The 23,799-nt window shown below is 51.6% G+C and carries 23 protein-coding genes and 2 rRNA genes; 6 read left to right on the top strand and 19 right to left on the bottom strand.

Features of this window, described 5'->3' with window-relative positions:
- Window positions 1–107: 107 nt before the first annotated feature.
- The 7 genes from OXG87_13790 to OXG87_13760 all read right to left on the bottom strand — a co-directional run bounded on the left by OXG87_13790 (window position 108) and on the right by OXG87_13760 (window position 6,736).
- A complete protein-coding gene (locus OXG87_13790) occupies window positions 108–917 on the bottom strand; it encodes a hypothetical protein (GenBank protein MCY3870626.1) in 810 nt (269 codons plus the stop codon).
- A 26-nt stretch (window positions 918–943) separates the two neighbouring features.
- Entirely contained in the window at window positions 944–1,306 is a 363-nt protein-coding gene (locus OXG87_13785) for a cupin domain-containing protein (protein ID MCY3870625.1), read from the bottom strand.
- Between the two features lie 29 nt (window positions 1,307–1,335).
- Window positions 1,336–1,782, bottom strand: a complete 447-nt coding sequence (locus OXG87_13780) for a carbon monoxide dehydrogenase subunit G (GenBank protein ID MCY3870624.1) — start codon at window positions 1,780–1,782, stop codon at window positions 1,336–1,338.
- Window positions 1,783–1,837: 55 nt separating this feature from the next.
- Complete coding sequence (locus OXG87_13775) at window positions 1,838–2,695, bottom strand: xanthine dehydrogenase family protein subunit M (protein MCY3870623.1); 858 nt, start codon at window positions 2,693–2,695, stop codon at window positions 1,838–1,840.
- A 3-nt stretch (window positions 2,696–2,698) separates the two neighbouring features.
- Window positions 2,699–5,032: a molybdopterin-dependent oxidoreductase gene (locus OXG87_13770; protein ID MCY3870622.1), complete on the bottom strand. Its 2,334-nt coding sequence runs from the start codon at window positions 5,030–5,032 to the stop codon at window positions 2,699–2,701.
- A gap of 11 nt (window positions 5,033–5,043) precedes the next feature.
- Window positions 5,044–5,508, bottom strand: coding sequence for a (2Fe-2S)-binding protein (locus tag OXG87_13765; protein ID MCY3870621.1), 465 nt, complete (start codon window positions 5,506–5,508; stop codon window positions 5,044–5,046).
- Between the two features lie 127 nt (window positions 5,509–5,635).
- Window positions 5,636–6,736 carry a tetratricopeptide repeat protein gene (locus OXG87_13760; GenBank protein MCY3870620.1) on the bottom strand — a complete coding sequence of 367 codons (1,101 nt, stop codon included), beginning with the start codon at window positions 6,734–6,736 and terminating at the stop codon, window positions 5,636–5,638.
- A 103-nt stretch (window positions 6,737–6,839) separates the two neighbouring features.
- On the opposite strand from OXG87_13760, the gene OXG87_13755 reads away from it, so the two are divergent.
- The 6 genes from OXG87_13755 to OXG87_13730 all read left to right on the top strand — a co-directional run bounded on the left by OXG87_13755 (window position 6,840) and on the right by OXG87_13730 (window position 12,458).
- The gene (locus OXG87_13755; protein MCY3870619.1) at window positions 6,840–7,448 is read left to right on the top strand and encodes a DsbA family protein; all 609 of its coding nucleotides are present in this window, start codon (window positions 6,840–6,842) and stop codon (window positions 7,446–7,448) included.
- Between the two features lie 144 nt (window positions 7,449–7,592).
- Window positions 7,593–7,970 carry a DUF1844 domain-containing protein gene (locus OXG87_13750; protein MCY3870618.1) on the top strand — a complete coding sequence of 126 codons (378 nt, stop codon included), beginning with the start codon at window positions 7,593–7,595 and terminating at the stop codon, window positions 7,968–7,970.
- Window positions 7,967–8,479: an LptE family protein gene (locus OXG87_13745; protein MCY3870617.1), complete on the top strand. Its 513-nt coding sequence runs from the start codon at window positions 7,967–7,969 to the stop codon at window positions 8,477–8,479. Before OXG87_13750 ends, OXG87_13745 begins: the two co-directional genes overlap by 4 nt.
- 3 nt (window positions 8,480–8,482) lie before the next feature.
- Entirely contained in the window at window positions 8,483–9,421 is a 939-nt protein-coding gene (gene cysK, locus OXG87_13740; protein ID MCY3870616.1) for a cysteine synthase A, read from the top strand.
- Window positions 9,422–9,449: 28 nt separating this feature from the next.
- A complete protein-coding gene (locus tag OXG87_13735) occupies window positions 9,450–10,496 on the top strand; it encodes an alpha-L-fucosidase (protein ID MCY3870615.1) in 1,047 nt (348 codons plus the stop codon).
- A gap of 6 nt (window positions 10,497–10,502) precedes the next feature.
- Window positions 10,503–12,458, top strand: a complete 1,956-nt coding sequence (locus tag OXG87_13730; GenBank protein ID MCY3870614.1) for a hypothetical protein — start codon at window positions 10,503–10,505, stop codon at window positions 12,456–12,458.
- A gap of 22 nt (window positions 12,459–12,480) precedes the next feature.
- Here the strand turns inward: OXG87_13730 and rimI are convergent, their stop codons facing one another.
- The 12 genes from rimI to OXG87_13670 all read right to left on the bottom strand — a co-directional run.
- Complete coding sequence (gene rimI / locus OXG87_13725; protein ID MCY3870613.1) at window positions 12,481–12,972, bottom strand: ribosomal protein S18-alanine N-acetyltransferase; 492 nt, start codon at window positions 12,970–12,972, stop codon at window positions 12,481–12,483.
- Window positions 12,965–13,669: a tRNA (adenosine(37)-N6)-threonylcarbamoyltransferase complex dimerization subunit type 1 TsaB gene (gene tsaB, locus OXG87_13720; protein ID MCY3870612.1), complete on the bottom strand. Its 705-nt coding sequence runs from the start codon at window positions 13,667–13,669 to the stop codon at window positions 12,965–12,967. The genes rimI and tsaB overlap by 8 nt, the downstream gene beginning before the upstream one ends.
- Before the next feature lie 11 nt (window positions 13,670–13,680).
- Window positions 13,681–14,706 (bottom strand): Holliday junction branch migration DNA helicase RuvB, encoded by a 1,026-nt coding sequence (gene ruvB, locus OXG87_13715; GenBank protein ID MCY3870611.1) that lies wholly within the window; start codon window positions 14,704–14,706, stop codon window positions 13,681–13,683.
- An 18-nt stretch (window positions 14,707–14,724) separates the two neighbouring features.
- Complete coding sequence (gene ruvA, locus OXG87_13710) at window positions 14,725–15,321, bottom strand: Holliday junction branch migration protein RuvA (protein MCY3870610.1); 597 nt, start codon at window positions 15,319–15,321, stop codon at window positions 14,725–14,727.
- Window positions 15,322–15,325: 4 nt separating this feature from the next.
- Window positions 15,326–15,949: a crossover junction endodeoxyribonuclease RuvC gene (gene ruvC / locus OXG87_13705; protein ID MCY3870609.1), complete on the bottom strand. Its 624-nt coding sequence runs from the start codon at window positions 15,947–15,949 to the stop codon at window positions 15,326–15,328.
- 86 nt (window positions 15,950–16,035) lie between these two features.
- The gene (locus OXG87_13700) at window positions 16,036–16,785 is read right to left on the bottom strand and encodes a YebC/PmpR family DNA-binding transcriptional regulator (GenBank protein ID MCY3870608.1); all 750 of its coding nucleotides are present in this window, start codon (window positions 16,783–16,785) and stop codon (window positions 16,036–16,038) included.
- An 85-nt stretch (window positions 16,786–16,870) separates the two neighbouring features.
- Window positions 16,871–18,301, bottom strand: coding sequence for a bifunctional 2-methylcitrate dehydratase/aconitate hydratase (locus tag OXG87_13695; GenBank protein ID MCY3870607.1), 1,431 nt, complete (start codon window positions 18,299–18,301; stop codon window positions 16,871–16,873).
- Window positions 18,302–18,317: 16 nt separating this feature from the next.
- Window positions 18,318–19,415 (bottom strand): 2-methylcitrate synthase, encoded by a 1,098-nt coding sequence (locus OXG87_13690; protein ID MCY3870606.1) that lies wholly within the window; start codon window positions 19,413–19,415, stop codon window positions 18,318–18,320.
- A gap of 74 nt (window positions 19,416–19,489) precedes the next feature.
- The gene (prpB, locus tag OXG87_13685) at window positions 19,490–20,365 is read right to left on the bottom strand and encodes a methylisocitrate lyase (protein ID MCY3870605.1); all 876 of its coding nucleotides are present in this window, start codon (window positions 20,363–20,365) and stop codon (window positions 19,490–19,492) included.
- Window positions 20,366–20,369: 4 nt separating this feature from the next.
- On the bottom strand, window positions 20,370–22,451 hold the full coding sequence (gene fusA / locus OXG87_13680) for an elongation factor G (GenBank protein MCY3870604.1): 2,082 nt from the start codon (window positions 22,449–22,451) through the stop codon (window positions 20,370–20,372).
- Between the two features lie 153 nt (window positions 22,452–22,604).
- Window positions 22,605–22,721: ribosomal RNA gene (gene rrf / locus OXG87_13675) — 5S ribosomal RNA — on the bottom strand.
- Between the two features lie 69 nt (window positions 22,722–22,790).
- Window positions 22,791–23,799: ribosomal RNA gene (locus OXG87_13670) — 23S ribosomal RNA — on the bottom strand; the annotation flags it as partial.

The following is a 23,799-nucleotide window of genomic DNA, read 5'->3' as shown; positions in this document are numbered from 1 at the left end:
TTTAAAACTCCTTTTATAAAAACACATTGCAAATTTACAAAACTGTTGTAAGATTGCAATCTCACAGAGACAAAGGACCACTCGTAGAGGCAAACTCGTATATCAAATCAAAAGGAATAAGATGCAGAAAGGGACAAAGGCGTGTGAGAGCGGTTGAATTTGAGGCGATCCAATGGGATAGATTGCCAGGTCTCGTAGCTGGCAAGTTTACCAATAATACTACCGATACCGGCACCAACCCCAGAAATAACAACCGTTTTGGGACTCAGAATAATATTGGCAAGAGCCGACCAGCCGGTCTCGGTGCTCCTGTTCAAATCGGACGAAGAAAAAATAACACCAATACAGAAACCCGTAACCAGACCGGCTTTGAAACCCTTCCTGATATGAGAGGTCTTGCTCAGATTAATCGACAGTTGATCGAGTTCCGAAGCCGTCAGGATTTTATACTCATCGCGCTTATGCGTATCCGCCAACACGATCAAAGAATCGCTCACACTGGCAATAATACCCTCAAACCGGCTATCTGCCGTCTCCAAAATGCCAATAACTGCCCGGTGCCCAGGTAGGACGCTGGACCGGGTCAAAAATCGCCGCGCCTGGGGATTGAACTGCACGGCAATTCTTTTCGTCTTCTTTACGCGCAAATGATCAATAGACCGGTAAGGGATGCGGCGTCTATAGGGCAATTGATTTGTGACAATTGTAACCACATAACCCTGTGTGCGATTGATATAGCCTCGAAAACGCCTTTTTTGCGCGCCGGAAAAATACGCACCCTCGACATACGTCCCGATCTCGAGCTTTTTTACTCTTTCACTTACATCACTCGCATAACTCTGCGTACAAAACTGTCCCAACAGAAATATCAGAAATATCGAACAGGTCTTAAAAGCGCGAAAAAAAAAGAAAGACAAGATAAACGATCCGTGAATGGAAAATATTACGTTTTGTCCTCAGACGGAATATAGCGGTTGGCAAGCTCGACATAATCCTCGCGAATCGGCGAAAAAATATCGAGAGCCACACAGGGACCATCTACTGCCTCAGCCCGATGTGGCACATGGGCGGGAATCAGAAAAGCTTCGCCGGGTTCAACCGTGCGGGTCTCGCCATCAATCGTGAACTTCATCTTCCCTTCAAGCATCATCCCCCCCTGCTCGTGGGGATGGCTGTGCATCGGCACGACAGCACCCGCGTCAAACTCAACGCGAGAGAGCATCAAATTCTCCCCATAAGGCGTCCGAATGCGCACGCCGGGCGCGACTTCATTAGCGGGATACTTGTTCCAATCAATAAACGACATCTTGTTAAGCCTTCAAAAAGTTTGACATCCTATCCTTCAGACGCACGCGCCTCCGCGTCAATCGCGCCAAAGAGTTGTCGCGTCATCAAACGGGCTGCGCTGGCGTGCATGCGCTGCCCCACAGCAGCGATTGGCCCGCCGATTTGCACATCGCCCTCAAATGAAATCCGCGTATTCTCGCCTTCAGGGGCGAGTTCCACAACACCCTCCCCCTTGACGAACCCGGTCGTGCCCTTGATATCGACCACCATCGTATAGCGCTCGGGCGGTTGAATATCTGAAAGCGTGACACTACCCGTGTATTTGCCGCGAACGGGACCAATCCCCGCTGAAACGGCCATGTCATAAACTCCATCTTCCCTGTGTTCCAGCTTGTCGCAACCGGGCATACAACGAGCGAGCACCTCGGGATCGATAAGCAATTCAAAAGCGCGCTCAACCGTCGCGCCAATGGTATGTGTACCCGTGAGTTTCAAAACGCCTCCTAAAAAAATACAGCCCCCTTCCCCGAAAGAGAAGGGGGCTGTAAAATCAAGCTGCGCGTTCAATTGCCTGGCTCAATGCCCGTTGGGCAAACACGCGCGCCAAATGGGCGCGGTAATCGCCAGACGCGTGGTGATCTTCCTGAAATTCTTCCACACCATCAGCCGCATGGGCCGCTGCATCGGCCACAGCGTCAATACCCTGCCCCACAAGCGCGTCTTCGACCGCATGTGCGCGGTACGCCGCAGGCGCAACACCGGTAACACCCACAGCCACAGAAGCGCAGTTGCCCGCATCATCCAGAGTGACATGAGCCGCAACGCCTGCAAGGGCAAAACCAGACGCAGATTGTCGCATCTTGACATACGCACCACCCGAATTCTCGGGCGGCGTCGCAATGCGAATACCCGTGAGGACCTCACCGGGTTGCAAATCCGTAATAAAGAGATCCACAAAAAAATCAGACGCAGCAACCGTGCGTTCACCATCTGGCCCAGCAATATCGAATTGTGCATCGAGAGCGAGCATAGTCGCTGGCCAATCCGCAGCCGGGTCGGCATGGGCAATACTCCCACCCACAGTGCCTCGATTCCGCACCTGCGCATCGCCAATCTCCGCTGCGGTCTCGGGCAAAAGTGAACATTTTGAAGGCAACAAGCGATGGCTTTCCACAGCATAATGCGTGGCCAAAGCACCAATGGTAATGGTCTCATTGCCCGCTATCACTCTTTTTAAGCCAGCAACACCGCCCAGATCAATAACGACCGAAGGCGCGGCAAGACGCAATTTCATAGACGGAATCAGACTGTGACCGCCCGCCAGGACTTTGGCATCGTCGCCGAACTCCTGCACCAGCCGCATCGCGCTTCTCAGAGTTTTGGGTGCGTGATAATCAAAGGGGGTCATCGTTTAAGTCTCCTGCATGAGTTTCCAGAGTTTTTCAGGGCGCAAAGGCAGATCGATATGTCGTACGCCAAAAGGTTTCAGTGCGTCAATCACCGCATTGGCTATCGCGGGCGTGGAACCAATCGTACCCGCTTCGCCCACACCTTTGACACCCATTGGATTGACGGGCGAAGGCGTGACTGTATTCGCCAGTTCAAAGCGCGGGAAATTGTGCGCTTTGGGCAAAGCATAATCCATAAATGAACCGGTGATCATCTGCCCGCTTTCATCGTAAATGGCTTCCTCGTAAAGGGCTTGTCCCACCCCTTGTGCAATACCGCCGTGTACCTGGCCTTCAACAATCAGCGGATTGATAATATTCCCGCAATCGTCAACGGCGATATAACGCTGTATCTCGACCTCTCCCGTATCTGCATCCACCTCGACCACGGCGATATGCGTGCCAAAGGGATAGGTGAAATTCGGTGGCTCAAAAAAGTGCGATTCGGCCAAACCGGGATCTGTTCCCTCGGGAAGTTCCACACCCACATGAGCCACCATCGCGATTTCGCCCAAAGTAAGACCCGACTCGGGCGCACCCTGAACGCAGTATTTGCCATCTTCAATCACGATATCCTGTGGATTGCTCTCCAGCAGATGCGCGGCGATATTGACCACTTTGTCTTTCACCTTACCCATCGCATGCACCATCGCCGTACCACCCACAGCCGTCGCGCGACTGCCGAAAGTACCAATCCCGTATTGCACCGCATCCGTATCGCCGTGGATAATGCGAATATCGTCAATATCAACGCCCAAACCATCGGCAATAAGCTGGGCAAAAGTGGTCTCCTGCCCCTGTCCGTGGGGCGATACACCCGTGAGCACAGTAACCTTACCCGTGGGATCTACGCGCACAGTACTGCTTTCCCATCCACCAGCGGGCATCGCAGCAGAAGGACCCATACCGCAAATCTCCACATAAGTGGAAAATCCAATACCGAGGTACCGGCCCTCTTCGCGCAATTGGGCCTGCTGCTCGCGCAAAGCGTCATAATCGGCGATATTGAGCGCCTTGTCGAGCGCAGCCGTATAATCGCCGCTATCATAAGCCAGAGCAGTCCCCGTTTCATAGGGAAAGGCATCTTTGCCTATGAAGTTTTGGCGCCGCACCTCCAGGGGATCCAGATCCAGATCGTGCGCCACCACATCGATCATGCGCTCGATGAGATACGTGGCCTCGGGACGTCCCGCACCCCGATAGGCATCCGTCGCCATCTTATTGGTAAAAGCGGCCGTGAGATTCATCTGCACATTTTTAAATGTATAAGAACCGCACAGCATCAATCCCGTAAGCGTGGGAATGGCTGGCGTGAGCAACTGATAATAAGCCCCCACATCCGCCGTAACCGTATATTTGAGACCGAGGATCGTACCGTCGTCTTTCACCGCAAGCTCGACATCCCCGGTCTGATCGCGTCCGTGAATCGTATGCACAAAATTTTCACGCCGCCCTTCAATCCACTTCACGGGCTGCCCGAGATATTTCGCCATATGCCCGAGCAGAGCCTCTTCGGCATACACATTGAGTTTACAGCCAAAACCACCGCCCACTTCGGGCGCAATAACGCGCACATGGTTCTCGGCCATACCGAGCATAACGGAAATTTGCGTGCGCAACAAATGTGGAATTTGCGTAGATGACCACAAGTTGAGCTGATCTTTACCGGGCAAATATTGGGCAACCACGCCGCGCGTCTCCATCGGATTGGGAACCAGGCGCTGATGGTCAATCCGCTGGCTGACGACATGATCGGCCTCGGCAAAAGCCGCATCCACATCGCCCCCGGCAATACTCCAGGTAAAAGCCATATTATCGTCCCAATCTTCGTGGATAACAGGCGCGCCATCGGCAAAAGCAGCCTCAGCCGAATTGATGGCATCGAGAGGTTCGTAATCGACCTCAATCAAATCCAGTGCATCCTGGGCAATGTACGCATCTGTCGCTGCAACAGCGGCGATGGGTTCGCCGACAAAACGCACCTTTCCCGTAGCGAGCACGGGATGGTGGGGCACCTTAATACCCGGAAATCCCTCCGGATCTGTAGCCGCACAGGGAATCCCACCAATGACGTCTTTGACATCATCGCCAGTGACAACAGACTTGACGCCGGATAAATTTTGAGCCGCATCGGTATTAACACTATTGATGCGCGCATGGGCATAAGGGCTTCGCAAAATCGCGACATGCAACAAATTGGGCAACTTGATGTCATCGACGTAATGTGCAAGGCCCTGAATCAGTCGGGGGTCTTCTCGGCGCTTAATACGGGCGCCAACAGATTTGCTAACAGGCATGGGGCGCCTCCTTATGTGGTCATTTTTTTCGATGCGTATTGAACCGCATCGACAATGTGTTGGTACCCTGTACAGCGGCACAAATTGCCTTCTATACCGCGTCGAATATCGGCTTCACTGGGTTTGGGATTGCGTTCTAAAAGCTGGTGCGCGGCAATAATCATGCCCGGGGTGCAAAAACCACACTGCAATCCGTGACACTCCCAGAAGCCCTCCTGAATAGGGTGCAATTCACCATTTTGGGCAAGGCCCTCAATGGTAGTAATTTCAGCACCATCGGCTTGCACTGCCAAAACCGTACACGATTTGACAGCATCTCCATTGAGCATCACACTGCACGCGCCACAAAGGCTGGTCTCGCAGCCCACATGCGTGCCAGTAAGCCCGACGACATCGCGCAAAAAATGCACGAGCAACATCCGCGGTTCGACGTCGTGACTTTGATGCTCCCCGTTCACAGTGACTTCAATTTTCACGCAAGCCTCCTTTGAAAAGGGGGGGAAGAAAAAATAAACTTACACTCTCTCGCAAGATATGGCGCATGGCAACGCCATGCAAATAGTTTCTCTAACGCACAGGTGAACCGTCTTGGGATACGACCCGTTATTTATTTTTTTCTTTATCTAATTTTTCGAGTGCTCTGCGGGCAGATTCTTGTTTGGGCCTCCACTTGAGAGCAGTTTGGAACGCCTCGCGAGCCTTTTGGATTTCGTTTTGATGAAGATAAATTTGTCCTATCCGGTTATATGCGTTACCTCTTGTTCGGTCTGAACCTGGTGGTAGAATTTGCAGACACTCTTTGAAGTATTCAAGACCGAGGTCAAGTCTATCCCCAGATTCTGCAGATCGGCGTCCTAACGTGTATAATGCTCTCCATTTACGTCCTTGAAATGTTATTATCTTTTCAAATGATGAAATCGTTGTATCGCGCCTTACCGATAGGGAATCGACCGTTATCTGGAGACATTGTTCCGCAGCGCGATATGCCCGGTCAAATTGTTTGAGATTCAACAAATATGTACTGAGGGTGCTTAAGGTACGGCTGGAAAAAGGGTTTTGTTGCACATAAGAATCGAGCAACTCAACGGCTTCTTCACGGCGTTCTGTTCGACTGAGATACCCACTAAGCTGTAAAACGGGCAAGTCATTGAACGGATCTTTTTCTAACGCGGTTCTCAATTCTCGTTCGGCTTTATCCCACTCATCCTTGCTGCCATAAATTTGAGCTTGTGCTAAAAGCCCCCTGATAGGATCGCGCATCTTAATCTGATCAACCTGATTTTGAGCTTCTTTTTTCTTTCCCCCCAAAATACCCGGTGCATTGAGGTGATAGCCCATCAAGAAAAACCGTGCCTGAATGTAGTCTGGATCTAAAGCAATGGCTTTCTCAACAGCTTTTTTTGCATTGCGGGCGTATCCAGGTTTTCTAAAAATGCTGGCTTTAATCCCTTTTTGACCATAAATTTGCGCCAGCCAATAATAATAATCGGCATTTTGGGAATCGGATTTAGTAGCTTTCTCAAAATGGTCAAAAGCATCATCTGTTCTGCCATCCCAAGCTGCTAATCGCCCCAAAAAGAAGTGTATCTCGCCTTTATCCGACGATGTTTTTAAGAGCATTTGCAAATGCGTCTCTGCCTCCTCATAGTGCCCGGCAATAAATGCGTCAAAAACCTGACGCAACGACGCATCTGCCTTTCCCATCAAGAGCAGGATCCATAAGATCAGAATGAAATAACGTATTATTTTTAACCCCTTTCGTAATTTGGCGAGATAGCAACTACCCATTATACAACAGGAGAAACCCATGAAAACACTTTATTACGTCGCCGACCCCATGTGTTCCTGGTGCTGGGGATTTCAGCCAGTGCTCGAAAAAGTAAAAAAAGCCGTACCCGACGAGTTATCACCCGTATATATCATGGGAGGATTGGCACGCGACACCGATGACCCCATGCCCGATGTGATGCGCTCGCATATCCAGCGCGCATGGCGCGAAGTAGCGACGATAACAGGCGCGAATTTTAACTGGGACTTTTGGGAAAAATGCAAACCGCGGCGATGCACATATCCATCTTGCAGGGCATTTTATGCGGCTCAAAATCAGGAAGCGGGAACTGAAATGTTCGAGGCAATTCAACGCGCCTATTATTGGGAAGCGCGCAACCCATCGGATACAGAGGTCCTCGTCGCATTGGCGGGTGAAATCGGATTAGACACACAGCAATTTGCATGCGATCTATCCTCACCCGAAACAGAACAACAGATGCAGGATGGATTTAACATCAGGCGGTCGATGAATGCCAATCAATTTCCAAGCCTCGTCATAAGAAACAACGCGTCAGTAACCTTTATCACCAGAGGGTATAACGACGCGGAAACCGTATTGGCCTATTTGCAAGCAGCACTAAAATAAAAAAATCCGCATTTTGTGCAACTCGATAAGCGCGTATTTCTCGTACATTCACAGCACAGCGAACATCGCCTTGACATCAATAAGAAGTTTTGAAATATTAAGCTCAATATATCTGCAACCAAAAACAAGAAGGAGAGCGCAGAGATGGCCGACCAAAACATACCGACACAAGATCAACAAAACGAATTGTTATTCATGCAACTGGTCATGATGTTTCAGGGCATGGCATTGCAAAACCTGGGCAAAGTGATGAATCCGGTAACCAACCAGATTGAGCGCAACTTGGAACAGGCCAAAAACATGATTGACATCCTCGGCATGCTGGACGAAAAAACAAAAGGCAACTTAAACGACAACGAGCAAAGATTAATGGAACACGTATTATTTGAACTGAGAATGAACTATGTAGATGAACTCAAAAAGGACGACGCATCAGAAGAAGAGCAAGCAGAAGAACAGGCAGAAGAGCAAGCAGAAGATAATACCACTGAAAACGAAGCTCCTGAGGAGGAAAAAAATTGAGCGCAACAAAAAAGTGGTTAGCTTACTGCTTACTCCTCATCATGTATCTACCCTTGAGTTGTGCTTATTACTCCACATCAGCCACGGGCAGTGGCGGCATCCGTTCCGTCGCTGTACCACTGCTCGACAACGAAAGCCTCGAAGCCGGTATTCACCAGGCATTTACAGACAGCTTAATACAGGGATTTGTCTCTGATGGTGCTCTGCGCGTAGTCGAAGAAGATCAGGCCGATGCCGTATTGCAAGGCACTGTCCTCGAAATCAAAGAAGAACCCTTTACCTATGGCGGTCAAGCGAGTGCCGAACAATATCAAATCTCCGTCTATGTAAAAATGGCTTTCTACGACACGCGGGAAAAACAAACACTCTGGGAAATTGAACGCATGCGCGGCTACGGCATCTACGACGCGGCAAGCCAACGCGACCTCGCCCGCACGCAAGGCATCGGCGACGCGCTGCGAATGCTCTCCAAAGATGTCGTAGATCGAACGCAAGTAGGAGGATGGTGACGTATGCCTGAAGAAAACGTAATCGTCGATGACTTCATGCAATTGATCGGCGGCACGCCCCTGATTCGCTTAAACAGTCTGGCGACATCCGACATGGCCGAAGTCGTCGTCAAAATGGAATCTCTGAATCCGGCTCGTACGGTAAAAGATCGCATAGCCCTCTCCATGATCGAAGCCGCAGAACGCGACGGACACTTAAAGCCCGGCATGACCATCGTCGAGCCAACCAGTGGCAACACCGGCATTGGTCTGGCAATGGTCGCAACCGCACGGGGTTATCGCCTGATATTAACCATGCCCGACTCCATGAGCAGAGAACGACGCGACCTGCTCGAAAGTTATGGTGCCGAACTGATATTAACCCCGGGCGACCTCGACATGCCCGGCGCTGTCGCAGAAGCCGAACGAATCGTCAATGAATCACCTGAAACGACCTTTATGCCACAGCAATTTAACAACCCCGCCAACCCAGAAATACACCGCCAAACCACAGCCCGGGAAATATTAGAAGCCGTTGACGGTCACCTCGACGCCTTTGTCGCAGGCATAGGCACGGGAGGAACCATCACAGGCGTGGGCGAAGTCTTAAAAGCCGAATTAGACCATGTGCGCGTAATCGCAGTCGAACCCGCCAAATCCCCGGTCCTATCGGGCGGAGAGCCAGCACTACACGGCATCCAGGGCATCGGCGCAGGATTCGTACCCTCCGTACTCAACCGCGACATCTTTGACGCACTAATATGCGTACGCGACGAAGACGCCATCAAAACAGCTCGCAAACTGGGCCGCGAAGAAGGCATCCTCGCAGGCATATCTGCCGGAGCAAATGTATTCGCCGCCCTGCAAATCGCCCGCGACCTCGGCCCTGGAAAGCGAGTCGCAACGATCATTTGCGACTCGGGCGAGCGGTACTTCAGCGTACCTGAATTCTTACAAGCATAGTTGACCCCACTTACAACCGGAGATCCCCATGAGCAATATCCCCAATTATTTGAAAAATTACGCCGACCTCTACGCCGACAACCCGCGTGCTGCTGCACTACAATGGTTCCGCGAAGCGCGTTACGGCCTGTTCTTACACTACGGACTCTACTCTCTAATAGGACGGCACGAATGGGTGCAACTGCGAGAACTCATACCCGTTGCCGAATACGCAAAACTCGTGGACGACTTCACCGCTGAAAACTTCGATGCCGAGCGCATCGCGCAATTTGCCGTTGACTGCGAGATGAAATACATCAACATCACCACGCGGCATCACGACTCATTTTGCCTATTCGACACAGCCGAAACGGATTTCAACAGCACCAATGCCCCGGCGGGCCGCGACTTGATCAAAGAACTGGCCGAAGCGTGTGATCGACACGCACTCGGATTGTGTTTGTACTACTCCCATGGACGAGATTGGAAACATCCACATGCCCCCAACAACGACGAATGGGGAGGACAGGCAAGACCCAAATATGACCCGCCCGAACCGAGCTATGCCACTGGCTCCGCGCATAACCTGCAAATATATCTCAACTTCATGCAGGCGCAAATCACAGAACTACTCACAAATTACGGACCCGTAGCCGCAATCTGGCTGGATGGGGTTGCCGTTCCCAACAATGGCGACAAAGCAAAATTTAAGAGTCAGGAACTCTACGACTATATCCACAGCGTACAACCACAGGTACTGGTCTCCTACAAACAGGGCTTGCTGGGCACTGAAGACTTTCAGGCACCCGAACATCAGGCCGTAGAACAGGCAAACAAACCCATGGAAATCTGCACCACAATGTGTTCTGGACCAGGAGGAAAAGGCGTATCCTGGGGCTATCTCGCCGAAGGAGGCCACCACAAAAATGAGGAAGAAGTTTGGACGGCATTGACAGCAGCGCGAGAAAGCGGCTGCAATTTATTGTTAAACACCGGCCCCCTGCCCGATGGATCACTCGATGAAAAAGATGTACCAGTACTGCTCGCAGTGGGCGAACGCATTCGCAAAGAGGGCTTCCCGGGAGAAGGAGCCTGATCTATTGTGTCAGTACAAACAAACGACATACAGGAACCCCAACCCCTGACACAACGATCGCCCTGGTGGGCAATTGCATTGGCCGTATTGATCACCGTATCAATCAACGCAATCATACCCTATACCCATCACTACATGCACACCATATCACTGGTCGAAGGCATGATACCGATGGGTATTTTTATGCCATTTCTGGTACTGATCTTTATCGTAAATCCCGTGCTACGCGCTCTGGGATATGCATTACAGCCCTGGGAATTGATTTTCATTTTTGCGGTAGGCTATGTGAGCATGTCCATCAATGAACTGCTCGGGCGCGTACTGGCAACCTATGCCGTAATGCACTACATGGCAACGCCGGAAAACCTCTGGGAAGAATACGTCTTTGGCCTCGTTCAACCCTATCTCGTCGTCGAAGATGCCAAAGATCAACTGGCCTGGTTTTACGAGGGCCTACCTCGCAACGCAACCATCCCCTGGGCAATCTGGATACGCCCCACATTCTGGTGGCTGAGCTTTATCGCCTCGCTCGGCCTGGGATCAGTCGCACTGGCGACAATCCTGCGCCGACAATGGGTCGAACAAGAACGGTTGCCCTTTCCCTTTGCACAAGTAGCCGAAGAACTCGCCGAAACAGCGGGACCAAAGGGATTTCCCGAATACATGAAACAGCCGCTATTCTGGGCTGGCTTCTCCATTCCCTCAGTTATCGTCCTGTGGTACATCATCGGCTACTTCGACCCCAGCTTCCCCGTAATTACCGTAGGGATCCAAAATTACACAATCTCATTGGGACGGTACGTGCCCTTCCTGCACGGACGGCTCAACTTCTTAATTATCGGGTTTGCGTACTTTACCGATCTACAGGTCTTATTTTCGATCTGGGTATTCTGGGTACTTACCTGGCTTCAAATAGGGATGACCAATCGGCTGGGTCTGGCAGAGGGCCTGGGTGAGTTTGCCGGCACGCGACAGCAAGCACTGGGGGGATTTATCGTCTTTTGTCTGTGGGGATTGTGGATTGCGCGAACCCACATAAAGGCGGTCTTCCAACAAGCATTTCACCAGACAAAAAACATGGACGACCAGAACGAATTGATGTCCTACCGCACTGCAGTCACCACATTTCTCGCCTGTGCGCTATTTGCCATGTTCTGGTTATTCAAGGGAGGGATGACACCGTTTTGGGCCGTATTGGTCACGGTATTCTGGTTTGTTTTTTACACTGGATTTGCCAAAATCGTAGCAATGACCGGACTCGTATTCCTGGAATCGCCCAGCAGCCTTGGCACGGGCATTATGGGATTTGCACCGCCTGATTCACTATCTCCAAACACAATTGCGATGCGGCAACAAGTGGGCAGCATGTATCAAAATGGCAAAAGCTTCACCATGCCCGCTGCCGCCCATGCCGCCCGATTGAGCGTCAACCTGGGCAATCGGGCACGCGTACTGGGCTTGACCATCGCATTTGCATTTGTGTTCTCACTCATAGCCGCCGCCGCATCGACAATTTATCTGGGCTATACCGACGGTGCGTTTAATTTTGGCTCGTACATGTTCCGGGTTGCCGCACCGCGCTACTACGATGGCATAGTGTCGTCCATCCGCGACATTGGCAAAGAGACCCACTACGGTCTTCGAATGGCATTTACGGCATTTGGCGCGCTGACAATGGGCATATTGACCCTGTGCCAATACCGATTCACCTGGTGGCCTCTCCATCCCATCGGCTTTACAGTTGTAACCTTTTATTCGGCGCGCACCGCCATTTTATCCGTATTTCTCACCTATCTGATTAAATTTATCATCTTCCGCCTGGGAGGAATCGCGCTGTATCGCAGGGCAAAACCCTTTTTCATCGGCATGATCGTGGGATACACCCTATCGCTCATTGTGAGCATGAGCGTCGATCTTTTATGGTTCCCCGGGCAAGGACACAATCTGTATTGGGGAGATTAAAGTTCCACCTTAAACGCCCTGCTTATTTTTGCAACACTTGCGACACCCAATCGGACAATCGGGTATTGAGCGGTTTTAACATCACGAGCGCATCTTCGCGAGGATGTGTATAATACGCTTTTCTGATCGCCAGGGTCTCAAACCCCATCTTCTTATAGAGATCAATCGCAGCACAATTGGACATACGCACTTCCAGAGACACCACGCGCGCCCTTGTCTCCAACAGATCAAATACAGCTTTCAGCGTTTTTCTGCCCAGCCCCTTTCTTTGAAAATCAGGCGCAATAGCCAAATTCACCAGATGAAATTCCCGACCAATCAAAAAACCCACAACATAGCCCACAATCTCGCACTCGACCATAACCACCCGGCAAAAACCGTTTTTGCGACTGCGCGCAAACTCAAAATCGCGGCGTTTCCAGGGAGAAGAAAAAACAGCCGTTTCAATCTTTATAACCCGGTCGAAATGCGAAGGGACCATCTCCACCAGCACGGGTGTCATCGAATTATCCATCACCACTCAACCGCGCTTCTCGCACGCGCTCTGCTTGTGTTGGCCGCAAATAAAAAGGCTCTGCCGTCTCCATATCATCCACCTCTCCCCGTTCGCAACGCGCCTGACCCAGCAATGCAACAGCCCCAGCAGTGGGGCGTCCCAGAGTTGCATTTGCAAAATACGCATCTCTTTCCAACGCATCGACAATAACATCGCGATAAGCCTCTGCCCCATCTCCCACCACAGTCACGGGACGCGGCAGACGCGTGACCCAATTGGAAACCGCATCGGCGCGATCGGGCATTCTCGAAATCGGATCCCCTGCAACGAGATCATATACCCCCGCATACACATCGCCTCGCCGGGCGTCCAGCATAGGACAAACAGGCACCCCCTCTACCCCCGACCCAAAAGCCATGCCCGCAAGGGTTGACACGCGCACAAACACAAGATTCGCACCGCGGCACAACCCCTTTGCCAGACCCATACCGATACGCAACCCCGTAAACGACCCGGGACCAGCAGCCACAGCCACGCCATCCAGATCGCCAACACTTAAACCCGCCTCCCGCAACACCATTTCAACCATCGGCTGCAACCGTTCCGAATGATGTGAACCCAATTCCAACGTGTATTCCACAACCACGCGAGCATCGCAGGCCAAAGCCACACTGCATACCGGTGTCGAAGTCTCAATACCCAAAAATTTTGTCAACTTGCAATACCTCAAAACAACTTACTCTGTGACCCATCTTCGGGTGGCGTCTTCCCCAAATGCAAATACGCCCGCGCCGTTGCCTGACGCCCCCGATGCGTGCGCACAAGGAACCCCTCCTGAATTAGATAGGGTTCATACACCTCCTCCAGCGTATCTGTCTCTTCACTCAGCGCAGCACCCAGATTATTCAAACCAACGGGACCTCCGTCGAATTTATCGATCAGCGTTTCCAACAATCGCCGATCCATTTCATCCAACCCCTTTGCATCCACCCCCAACAATGCCAGTGCCTTAACCGCAACTTCTTCTGTAATCGCCCCATCGGCACGCGCCTGTGCATAATCGCGAGACCGCGACAACTGACGCCCGGCAATGCGCGCTGTTCCCCGCGACCTGTGGGCAATCACATGCGCGGCATCCTCTTCAATCTCAATACCCAAAATACGCGCAGCCCTCATCACAATGGCCTGCAACTCTTCCGGGGCGTAAAAATCCAGCCGCTCCAGCAAACCAAAGCGCGTTCGCATCGGCGCTGTGAGCAGCCCCATTCGCGTTGTTGCGCCCACCAGAGTAAAGGGTTCAAGCGGAATTTGATACGACCTGGCACTCGGCCCGCTATCGATCATAATATCCAGTGTAAAATCCTCCATCGCCGAATACAAATGCTCTTCTACCACCCGATTCATGCGGTGGATCTCGTCGATAAACAGCACATCGCGCTCATTCAAATTCGTCAAAATCCCCGCCAGATCAGCCGGGCGCTCCAGCACCGGTCCCGATGTCACATGAATTTCAACCCCAAGCTCGTGCGCTATCACATAAGCCATCGTCGTTTTGCCCAGACCGGGAGGCCCGTGCAACAAAATGTGATCCATAGCCTCATTGCGATGACGCGCAGCCTCCACGGCAATACGCAAATTCGTCTTCGCCTTTTCTTGCCCGACCATATCGTCAAATCGAATCGGACGAATCCGTTGGTCGCGCTCAAGTTCGTCGCCATCCTGAAACTCGGGATCGGTAAATCGTTCATCCATAAAATAGCCTTATGACCGCTAAATACTCCTCAATGACCGCTTAATCACTTCCTCAATCGGCGCGTCGTCGCCCAACTCCTGCAAGACAGTCGCAACAACTTTGCGCGCCTGTACCGGATTCGCGCCCAAACCCGATAGGGCAGCAGCGGCTTCGTCTAATACATCGGGATCTGCATGCTCAACGGCATCGGAAGTAAAATCTTCTGGCGCAATATCGCCAATTTTGTCCTTCATTTCCAGCACCAGGCGCTGCGCGAGCTTTTGACCAATGCCTTTGATGCGCGTCAACCCCCGGGCATCTTCTGCGGCAACCAACCGCCTGAAATCCGCAATGGGAATCCCGGACAAAATTTTCAATGCCATCGGCGGTCCAATACCCGAAACCGCGATCAGGCGCTCAAACAAATCGCGCTCGGACACTGAGGCAAACCCGTAAAGCGTCATCGCATCTTCTCTCACATGCAAATGCGTAAGAACTTTTACGCGCCCATCCTCAACCACAAGCGATTCATAGCTCGACAGCGAAATATTGACGTGATACCCCACGCCCTGAACATCGACAATGACATGGGTCGGGTGTTTTTCGACCAGTTGTCCTTCTAAAAACGCAATCATTATATCATCTTCCCCTTCGGTTCAATCGCCGCCGCGACTTCGCACTCACGCCGATTTCCTTGAGTTTCTCATCAAAACGACTCTGTTCCCTACCCCCCTGTTTCAACGCCTCAATTTTCTCTGCCAATTTATTTTGCCGTATCCCAGGTCCCTGCACGGCAACCTTCTGATGCGCGTGGCACAGGGCAATCGCCACGGCGTCTGTCGCATCAAATCCCTGATCCACTGCTTCTTTCCCAAGCAAGCGCTGGATCATAAACTGCACCTGTTCTTTGGACGCACTCCCCCGGCCCACAACCGCTCTTTTCACTTCGCGGGGCGCGTATTCAAAAATGGGCAAATCGGAATTGGCCAGAGCCGTCAAAATAGCCCCTCGCGCCTGACACAACTTAATCAGCGATTGCGTATTGACACCGTAAAAAACAGATTCAAGCGCAACTTCATGCGGGCCTGCATCTGCGACCAGCGCGAGCAAGTGATCGTAGATATAGAGCAACCGCTGGGGGAAAGACAATTTATTACCGGGGCGAATACAGCCGCATTTCAGCAACCGATTTTTCCGGTTCTGGTGCTCAACCAGACCAAAACCGGTTACCACACTACCCGGATCAATACCCAGAATGATCACGCGAACCGCCTTTTGAAGTGTGGAACGATGTACAACTGGTCGTTTCTCAGACCAGTTCACTAGGAAGTAGGAAGGGGGAGGGGGAATCAAGCTGTCAGAACTGATAGTTCTTTGTCGTCAATCTCAAAATTGGCATATACCCGCTGCACATCGTCATTGTCTTCGAGCACTTCCATCAAGGTCAACAATTGTTGCGCGGTTTTGCCTTCAATGGGCACAGTACTTTGCGGAACGCGCGTCAACTCAGCGCGCTCAATTTCAATGCCCGCCTCTTCAATCGCTTTGCGAACACTTTCAAAATCGGGTAGAGATGCATAAACCTCGTAGATATTCTCTTCTTCTACAATATCCTCGGCGCCAGCATCTAAAACGATCAGCATCAGTTCTTCTTCTTCCACGCCCTCTTTGGGCACAGAAACCAGGCCCTTTTGCTCAAACACCCACGCCACGGCACCACTTTCGGCCATACTGCCATTGTATTTGCTAAACAAATGCCGCACTTCGGATACTGTGCGATTTCGATTATCTGTCAGAGTTTCAATAAACATGGCCACACCACCCGGCCCGTACCCCTCGTAAATCGCACCTTCATAAGACTCGCCTTCAAGCTCTCCCGTACCCTTTTTAATCGCGCGGTCAATATTGACCATAGGCATATTTTCAGCCTTCGCACTCAGAACAGCCGCACGCAGACGCGGGTTATTCGCTTCATCGCCGCCACCCTCGCGGGCAGCCACCGTAATCTCTCGGATCAATTTGGTAAACGCCTTGCCTCGAGCCGCGTCCTGACGGCCCTTGCGATGCTTGATATTTGCCCATTTAGAATGTCCAGCCATCCTTCTATACTCCTTTCCTCATATCCTGTTATCCCAATCCAAATGTAGTCAGAACCCCACCATTGTGCAACAGGAAATCCGCTATTTACGACGCGCGGATCTGCAACATATCCATAAATCTCCACACGGGCATAGCATCCAAATCTGACCCTTCGAACACAGCCAACACATCGCGCACCTGACGCATCTCAAACCGCGTCGTCATATTTTCCTCGAACTTTTCCACCAGCAAAGGCGCGGCCTCCTGGCGCCTTCTTCGATGCCCAATGGGATATTCAACCGTCACGGCCTCTGTGGCCGATCCATCTTTGAAAAACACCTGCACAGTATTGGCAATTGACCGCTTGTGCGGATCGTGATAATCCCGTGTAAACCGCGCGTTTTCCGTCACCACCATCTTCTCTCTCAACACATCAATGCGCTCGTCTCCTGCGCGCTCCTCTTCATAGTCATCTGCAGTCAAATCGCCAAAAATCAGCCCTATAGCCACCATATATTGCAAACAGTGATCCCGGTCTGCGGGATTGTACAGCGGACCGGTCTTATCGATAATTTTCATAGCGGCTTCGTGTGTCTCAATCACCACCCGCTCCACTGCATCCAAACGCGGCGCCACCTCATCGTGCAACGCAAACGCGGCTTCTACCGCTGTCTGTGCGTGAAATTCAGCGGGAAAAGACACCTTGAACAACACATTTTCCATCACATAAGAACCGTACACACGCTGAAACTGAAACCGGTCGCCATTCCACAAGCGGTCGTAAAAACCCCATACAGGTGCAGACAGAGCCGTTGGATATCCCATCTCACCGCGCTTTGTCTGCAATGCCAGAAACACACCGCGCGCTGTCGCATCTCCCGCCGCCCAACTCTTGCGCGACCCCGTATTGGGCGCATGGCGATAGGTTCTCAAAGGACCCAAATCGCACCACACCTGCGACAAGGCGTTGACCACCTGTCCCTCATCACAACCCAACAGCCCAGCAGAGATAGCCGCACTCGCCAACTTCACCAAAATCACATGATCCAGTCCCCGGGCATTAAAACTATTTTCCAATGCCATCACACCCTGAATCTCATGCGCCTTGATCATCGCAACAAACACATCCCGCATCACCAGTCCTTCTCTACCCTGTGCGCGTTGCGTGCGCGACATCCAGTCTGCCACCCCGAGAATTGCACCCAGATTATCCGAAGGATGGCCCCACTCCGCCGCCAACCACGTATCGTTAAAATCCAGCCACCGCACCAGTGTCCCAATATTAAACGCGGCAGTCACCGGATCGAGTTCGCAATCAGTACCCGGCACCCGTGCACCGTGCGGCACAATGGTTCCAGGCACCACAGGACCGAGCATCTTCGTACACTCAGAAAACCGCAATGCCAGCACCGCACACCCCAAACTATCCATCAGACACAAACGAGCCGTCTGAAAAGCCTCCGCGGAATTCACCTCATAATCCAGCACGTACTGTGCGATAGTCACCAGTTCTCTATCCGGCGCCCGATCATCCATAGCAATCCTCAAGCTATCAGCCCCTTTCTTCCAACGGCACATAATCTCGCGCCTCTACCCCCGTGTATTCCGCCAGAGGTCGAATCAGCCTGTTATCCGCCCGCTGCTCCACCACATGAGCAGCCCAACCGCTACAGCGACTGAGCACAAATATGGGGGTGAAAAGCGCCGTCTCAATACCGGCCATATGATACGCTGTTGCCGAATAAAAATCCAGATTTGGAAACAACTTCTTTTCATCCCACATAACCCGCTCAATCGCTTCAGAAATCTCGTACAGACGCATATCTTCCATTGCTTCACTCACCTGACGCGCCCAATCTTTAATAATCGCATTGCGCGGATCTCGCACGCGGTAAACCCCGTGTCCAAACCCCATAATCAATTCTCTGCGCGCCAGCATCTCTCGCACACCTGTTGCCGCGTCTTCGGGAGTCTCGAACTGCTCGATCAATTCCATTGCCCGCTCGTTTGCACCCCCGTGCAAAGGCCCGCTCAAAGTGCCAATTGCCCCGGTGATACATCCATAAAAATCGGCAAGCGTAGAGGCGCATACTCTCGCCGTAAATGTCGAAGCATTAAACTCGTGCTCGGCATATAAAATCAACGACGCATCCATCATCCGACATTCCAACTCCGAAGGCGTCTCCGTTTTGAGCATATGCAAGATATAAGTTGCGTGATCATCCACATCCAAAACATCCGCACCTCTATGCCAGACCCCCAGCATAGATGGCAATGCACCCATAAGCCTCACTGCCACAGCCACACCATCCCCCCAATCCCGCTCAGGCTCGGCAATACCAAGCGCCGATACACCGGTTCGCAAAACATCCATCGGATGCGCGTCTGAAGGCAGCGAACGCAGAATCCGCACAACCAGATCTGGCAACTGCCGGTGCGCCCGCAACTGCGTTTTCAACGCATCCAATTCCCTTTCAGTGGGCAACGCATCCCACAACAACAAATACACGATTTCCTCAAAACAGGCATGTTGTGCCAGGTCTTCAATAGCATAGCCCCGATAGTGCAAACCGTGACCTTCTGCCCCCACAGTACAAATCGACGTACTGCCAGCCTTAACACCTCTCAAACCTGCCGTCTGTTTACTCACAGTATCCTCCTCTCAAAAAAAGGCCGTGAGCATTTTCACTCACGACCTTTTCCCGTAAAATCTCCTCAGGCGATTCACGCGCCATAAAGTCGATTAACCTGCGCCTCGTACCCGTAATAATCCAGCAATTCGTAAAGTTCTTCACGCGTCTGCATCTCGTCTATCAACGCGCCCTGCGCGCCCTGTGTCCGCAGAATTTTATACGCCCGCTGAGCAGCCGCATTCATCATTCTAAACGCCGTGAGAGGATACAACACCATGGCGACACCCGTACCTCTCATCTCGTCCAGACCAAACAGAGGCGTTTGTCCAAACTCGGTGAGATTCGCCAGCACGGGCACAGAGAGACTGCGGACAAATGCGCGAAACTCATCCAGCGAACACAAAGCCTCTGCAAAAATCGCATCCGCACCTGCGGCAATGTATTCCCGGGCGCGATCGAGGCCGCATTCCAAACCCTCATTGGCCACGGAATCCGTTCGCGCCATAATCACAAACTCGCCGTCTGAACGCGCATCAACCGCTGCTTTGATTCGGTCGCACATCTCCTCGGTAGATACCACCTGTTTTCCCGGGCGATGTCCACACCGTTTTTGCAATACCTGGTCTTCAATGTGAACAGCAGCAACGCCAATTTTTTCCAGCGTCTTTACTGCGCGTCCAATAGAAAAAGAAGTACCGCCAAACCCGGTATCGATATCAACCAGCAGTGGCAAATCCACCACATCTGTAATCCGCCGGGCATCCTCGACAACATTATCCAGCGTTGTAATGCCCAAATCGGGCAATCCATAAGAGGCAGCAGCCACGCCCGAACCAGACAGATAAAGCGCGCGAAATCCCGCTTGTTTTGCCATCAGCGCAGATGCGGCATTGATAGTACCCACAATCTGCAAGGGTCGTTCTGCATCCAGTGCCGTCCTGAACCTGCGCCCGGCTGACATCGCCATCTCCCTATGCTTCTACCAACTCGCGATCGTGTTCGGAATCCTCAATAACCTTTTGTGTCACATCGTGAGGAGCAGACTCGTAGTGTGAAAACTCCATGGTATAATCGCCTGTACCCTGCGTCATAGAGCGCAAAGAAGTCGAATACTTGTAAAGATCGGCCAGTGGAACCTCGGCGTGAATGACCTGGAAATTGCCTTCGGGATCCATGCCTTGAATGCGCCCGCGTCGCCCATTTAGATCCGCCATCACATCTCCCATATAGGAATCGGGAACAACGACGTGAACTTTATAAATAGGCTCTAACAAAATGGGTCTGGCATCCATAAATGCATTTTGAAATGCGAAGGAACCGGCCAGCTTAAAAGCCATATCAGAAGAGTCAACTGGATGGAAGGACCCATCGTAAACCGTAACCTGTGTATCGACAACGGGATATCCGGCGAGCACACCGCGTTCCATGCATTCCACAACACCTTTTTCAACAGCCGGAATAAATTTCCCGGGAATCGCACCACCTACAACCTCGTCAATAAATTCAAAACCATCGCCGCGCTGCCTGGGCGCGATGCGCAAATAAGCCTCGCCATATTGACCGCGTCCACCGCTTTGTTTTCTGTGCCGATACTGAGCTTCTGCGCGCGACTGAATGGTCTCGCGGTACGGTATTCGCGGTTCAGTCACCTCTATATCCACGCCAAACTTGCTCTTCAACTTGTCAAACACAACCGTCAAATGCAACTCGCCCTGTCCCTGGGCTATAATCTGACGCAATTCCGCGTCATACCCGGCGATAAAGCTCGGGTCTTCTTCGTGAATGCTGTGCAATCCCGTGCTAATTTTGTCTTCGTCGCCACGCGATTTGGGTTCTACGGCCACGCGAATCAAAGGGTGTGGAAATTCGACCGGCTGAATTTGCAAACGCGAGTTTCTGCTGCAAAGCGTATTGCCCGTATGCGTGTCCTTTAGCTTGATCAACGCGCCAATATCACCTGCGCCCACAACGTCCATATCATCGCGCTTTCCGCCACTCATCGAATAAATTTGACCGATGCGCTCATTGGCACGGCGATTGGGATTAAACACATCGTCGCCAGATTCGACACTGCCGGAATACACGCGCAAAAATGACAGATCTCCCACAGACTCGGAAATCGTTTTAAACACCACGGCAGCCAAAGAATCATCATCGCTTACAGTAAGTGCCACTTCTTCTTCAGACCCTTCTTTATATGCCGTGGGAATTGGCAAGTCGAGCGGACCCGGCGCGAAGGAAGACAAAAAATCGAGCAATAAGTCGGCACCGATATTTTTGCTGGCTGCACTCACAAAAATGGGAAACAAGGTGCGATTGGTCATCCCGATTTTTAATCCTTGTGCGATCTCTTCATCTGTTAATTCCCCTTCTTCTAAATAGCGCTCAATCAAATCGTCGTCACTTTCGGCAACCCCTTCAACCACCTGTTCCCTCAAGTCCTCAGCCTGATCTTGCCATTCTTCGGGAATCTCTGAAGTTTCGGCTTTGCCATCGGTATAGGTTACCAATTTCATCTGCAAAATATCGATGATCTGATTAAACCCTTCACCGGCATTGACCGGAATCTGAAAGGGAACAGCCCCATTTCCAAAATGCTCCTGAATTGCTGAAACCGCACCATCGCAATCGGCAAATTCTCTATCGACATGATTGACTAAAAACACAGTTGCGCGATTAAAATCATCGGCAAAACCGAATGCCTTATCCGTTCCAATCTCTACACCACTGGCCGCATTGACCAGCGTAAGAGCAATATCAGACGCCCAAATCGCGGTCTTTGCATCGCCAATAAAGTCGGCATAACCCGGAGCATCCAAAATATTCATTTTGGTGCCCTTCCAATCGCAGTGCAACATGGATGTACTGATAGAGATTTGGCGCTCAATCTCTGCATCGGTATAATCCGACAGCGTATTTCCCTCATCCACTGAACCGAGTCGATTGGTTGCACCAGCAGAAAACATCATGGCTTCGGCAACGGACGTTTTGCCCGTGCCGCCGTGTCCCGACAGGGCGATGTTCCTGATATTTTCAGGTGTATATCTATTCACTGTAACCTCCTTAATACCAGTATTAAATACTCGTTTTGAAATTCGGAAAATAAGGCGCGTATAATTGCAAAACAAATGGGTTTTGTCAAGTACTCTTTTGATCTTGTATAACACAAAAAAAGCCCGGATTTTTATGTCCGGGCTTTTTTAAATTCCTGGCAACGACCTACTCTCCCACAAGGTCTCCCAAGCAGTACCATCGGCGCTGGAGGACTTAACTTCTCTGTTCGGAATGGGAAGAGGTGTTTCCCCTCCGCTATAGCCACCAGGAAAAATTTAATTGAATACGAATTGAGCACCAAACAAAGCACAGAAGCGATCTGCTGAAAAATGTATAAAAAGGTCAAGCCTCACGGCTGATTAGTATCACTCGGCTGAACGCATTGCTGCGCTTACACCTGTGACCTATCGACCTTGTAGTCTACAAGGAGCCTTTAGGTGGGTTATCCCACGGGATATCTTATCTTGGAGTGGGCTTCGCACTTAGATGCTTTCAGCGCTTATCCCTTCCGAACATAGCTACCCAGCAATGCCCCTGGCGAGACAACTGGTACACTAGAGGTTCGTCCATCCCGGTCCTCTCGTACTAGGGACAGCTCTCCTCAAATATCCTGCGCCCACGACAGATAGGGACCGAACTGTCTCACGACGTTCTAAACCCAGCTCGCGTACCGACTTTAATTCCCGAACAGGGAAACCCTTGGGACCTTGTCCAGCCCCAGGATGTGATGAGCCGACATCGAGGTGCCAAACCTCCCCGTCGCTATGTACGCTTGGGGGAGATAAGCCTGTTATCCCCAGAGTACCTTTTATCCGTTGATCTCCGGCGCTTCCACGCGCAACCGCCGGGTCACTAAGCCCTGCTTTCGCATCTGCTCGACCTGTATGTCTCGCAGTTAAGCTCCCTTATGCCTTTACACTCTTCGCGCGATTACCAACCGCGCTGAGGGAACCTTTGGGCGCCTCCGTTATCTTTTGGGAGGCGGCCGCCCCAGCCAAACTTCCCACCTGGCAGTGTTCCCAATCCTGATTCAAGGATCGAGGTTAGAATTCCAACACAATAAGGGTGGTATTTCAAGGGCGACTCCACGAGAACTGACGTTCCCGCTTCACAGTCTCCCACCTATCCTGCACATACTGAGTCGAAACCCAGTACCAGGCTGGAGTAAAGGTTCATGGGGTCTTTCCGTCCCGTCGCGGGTATCCGGCATCTTCACCGGAACTACAATTTCGCCGAGTCCCCTGTTGAGACAGCGCCCAAGTCGTTACACCATTCGTGCAGGTCGGTATTTAGCCGACAAGGAATTTCGCTACCTTAGGACCGTTATAGTTACGGCCGCCGTTTACC

The sequence above is a fragment of the Gemmatimonadota bacterium genome (assembly GCA_026706845.1).
Lineage (GTDB): Bacteria > Latescibacterota > UBA2968 > UBA2968 > UBA2968 > VXRD01.
Note: the sequence above shows the minus strand (reverse complement) of the source record. Positions and strands in the feature narration are given on the sequence as shown.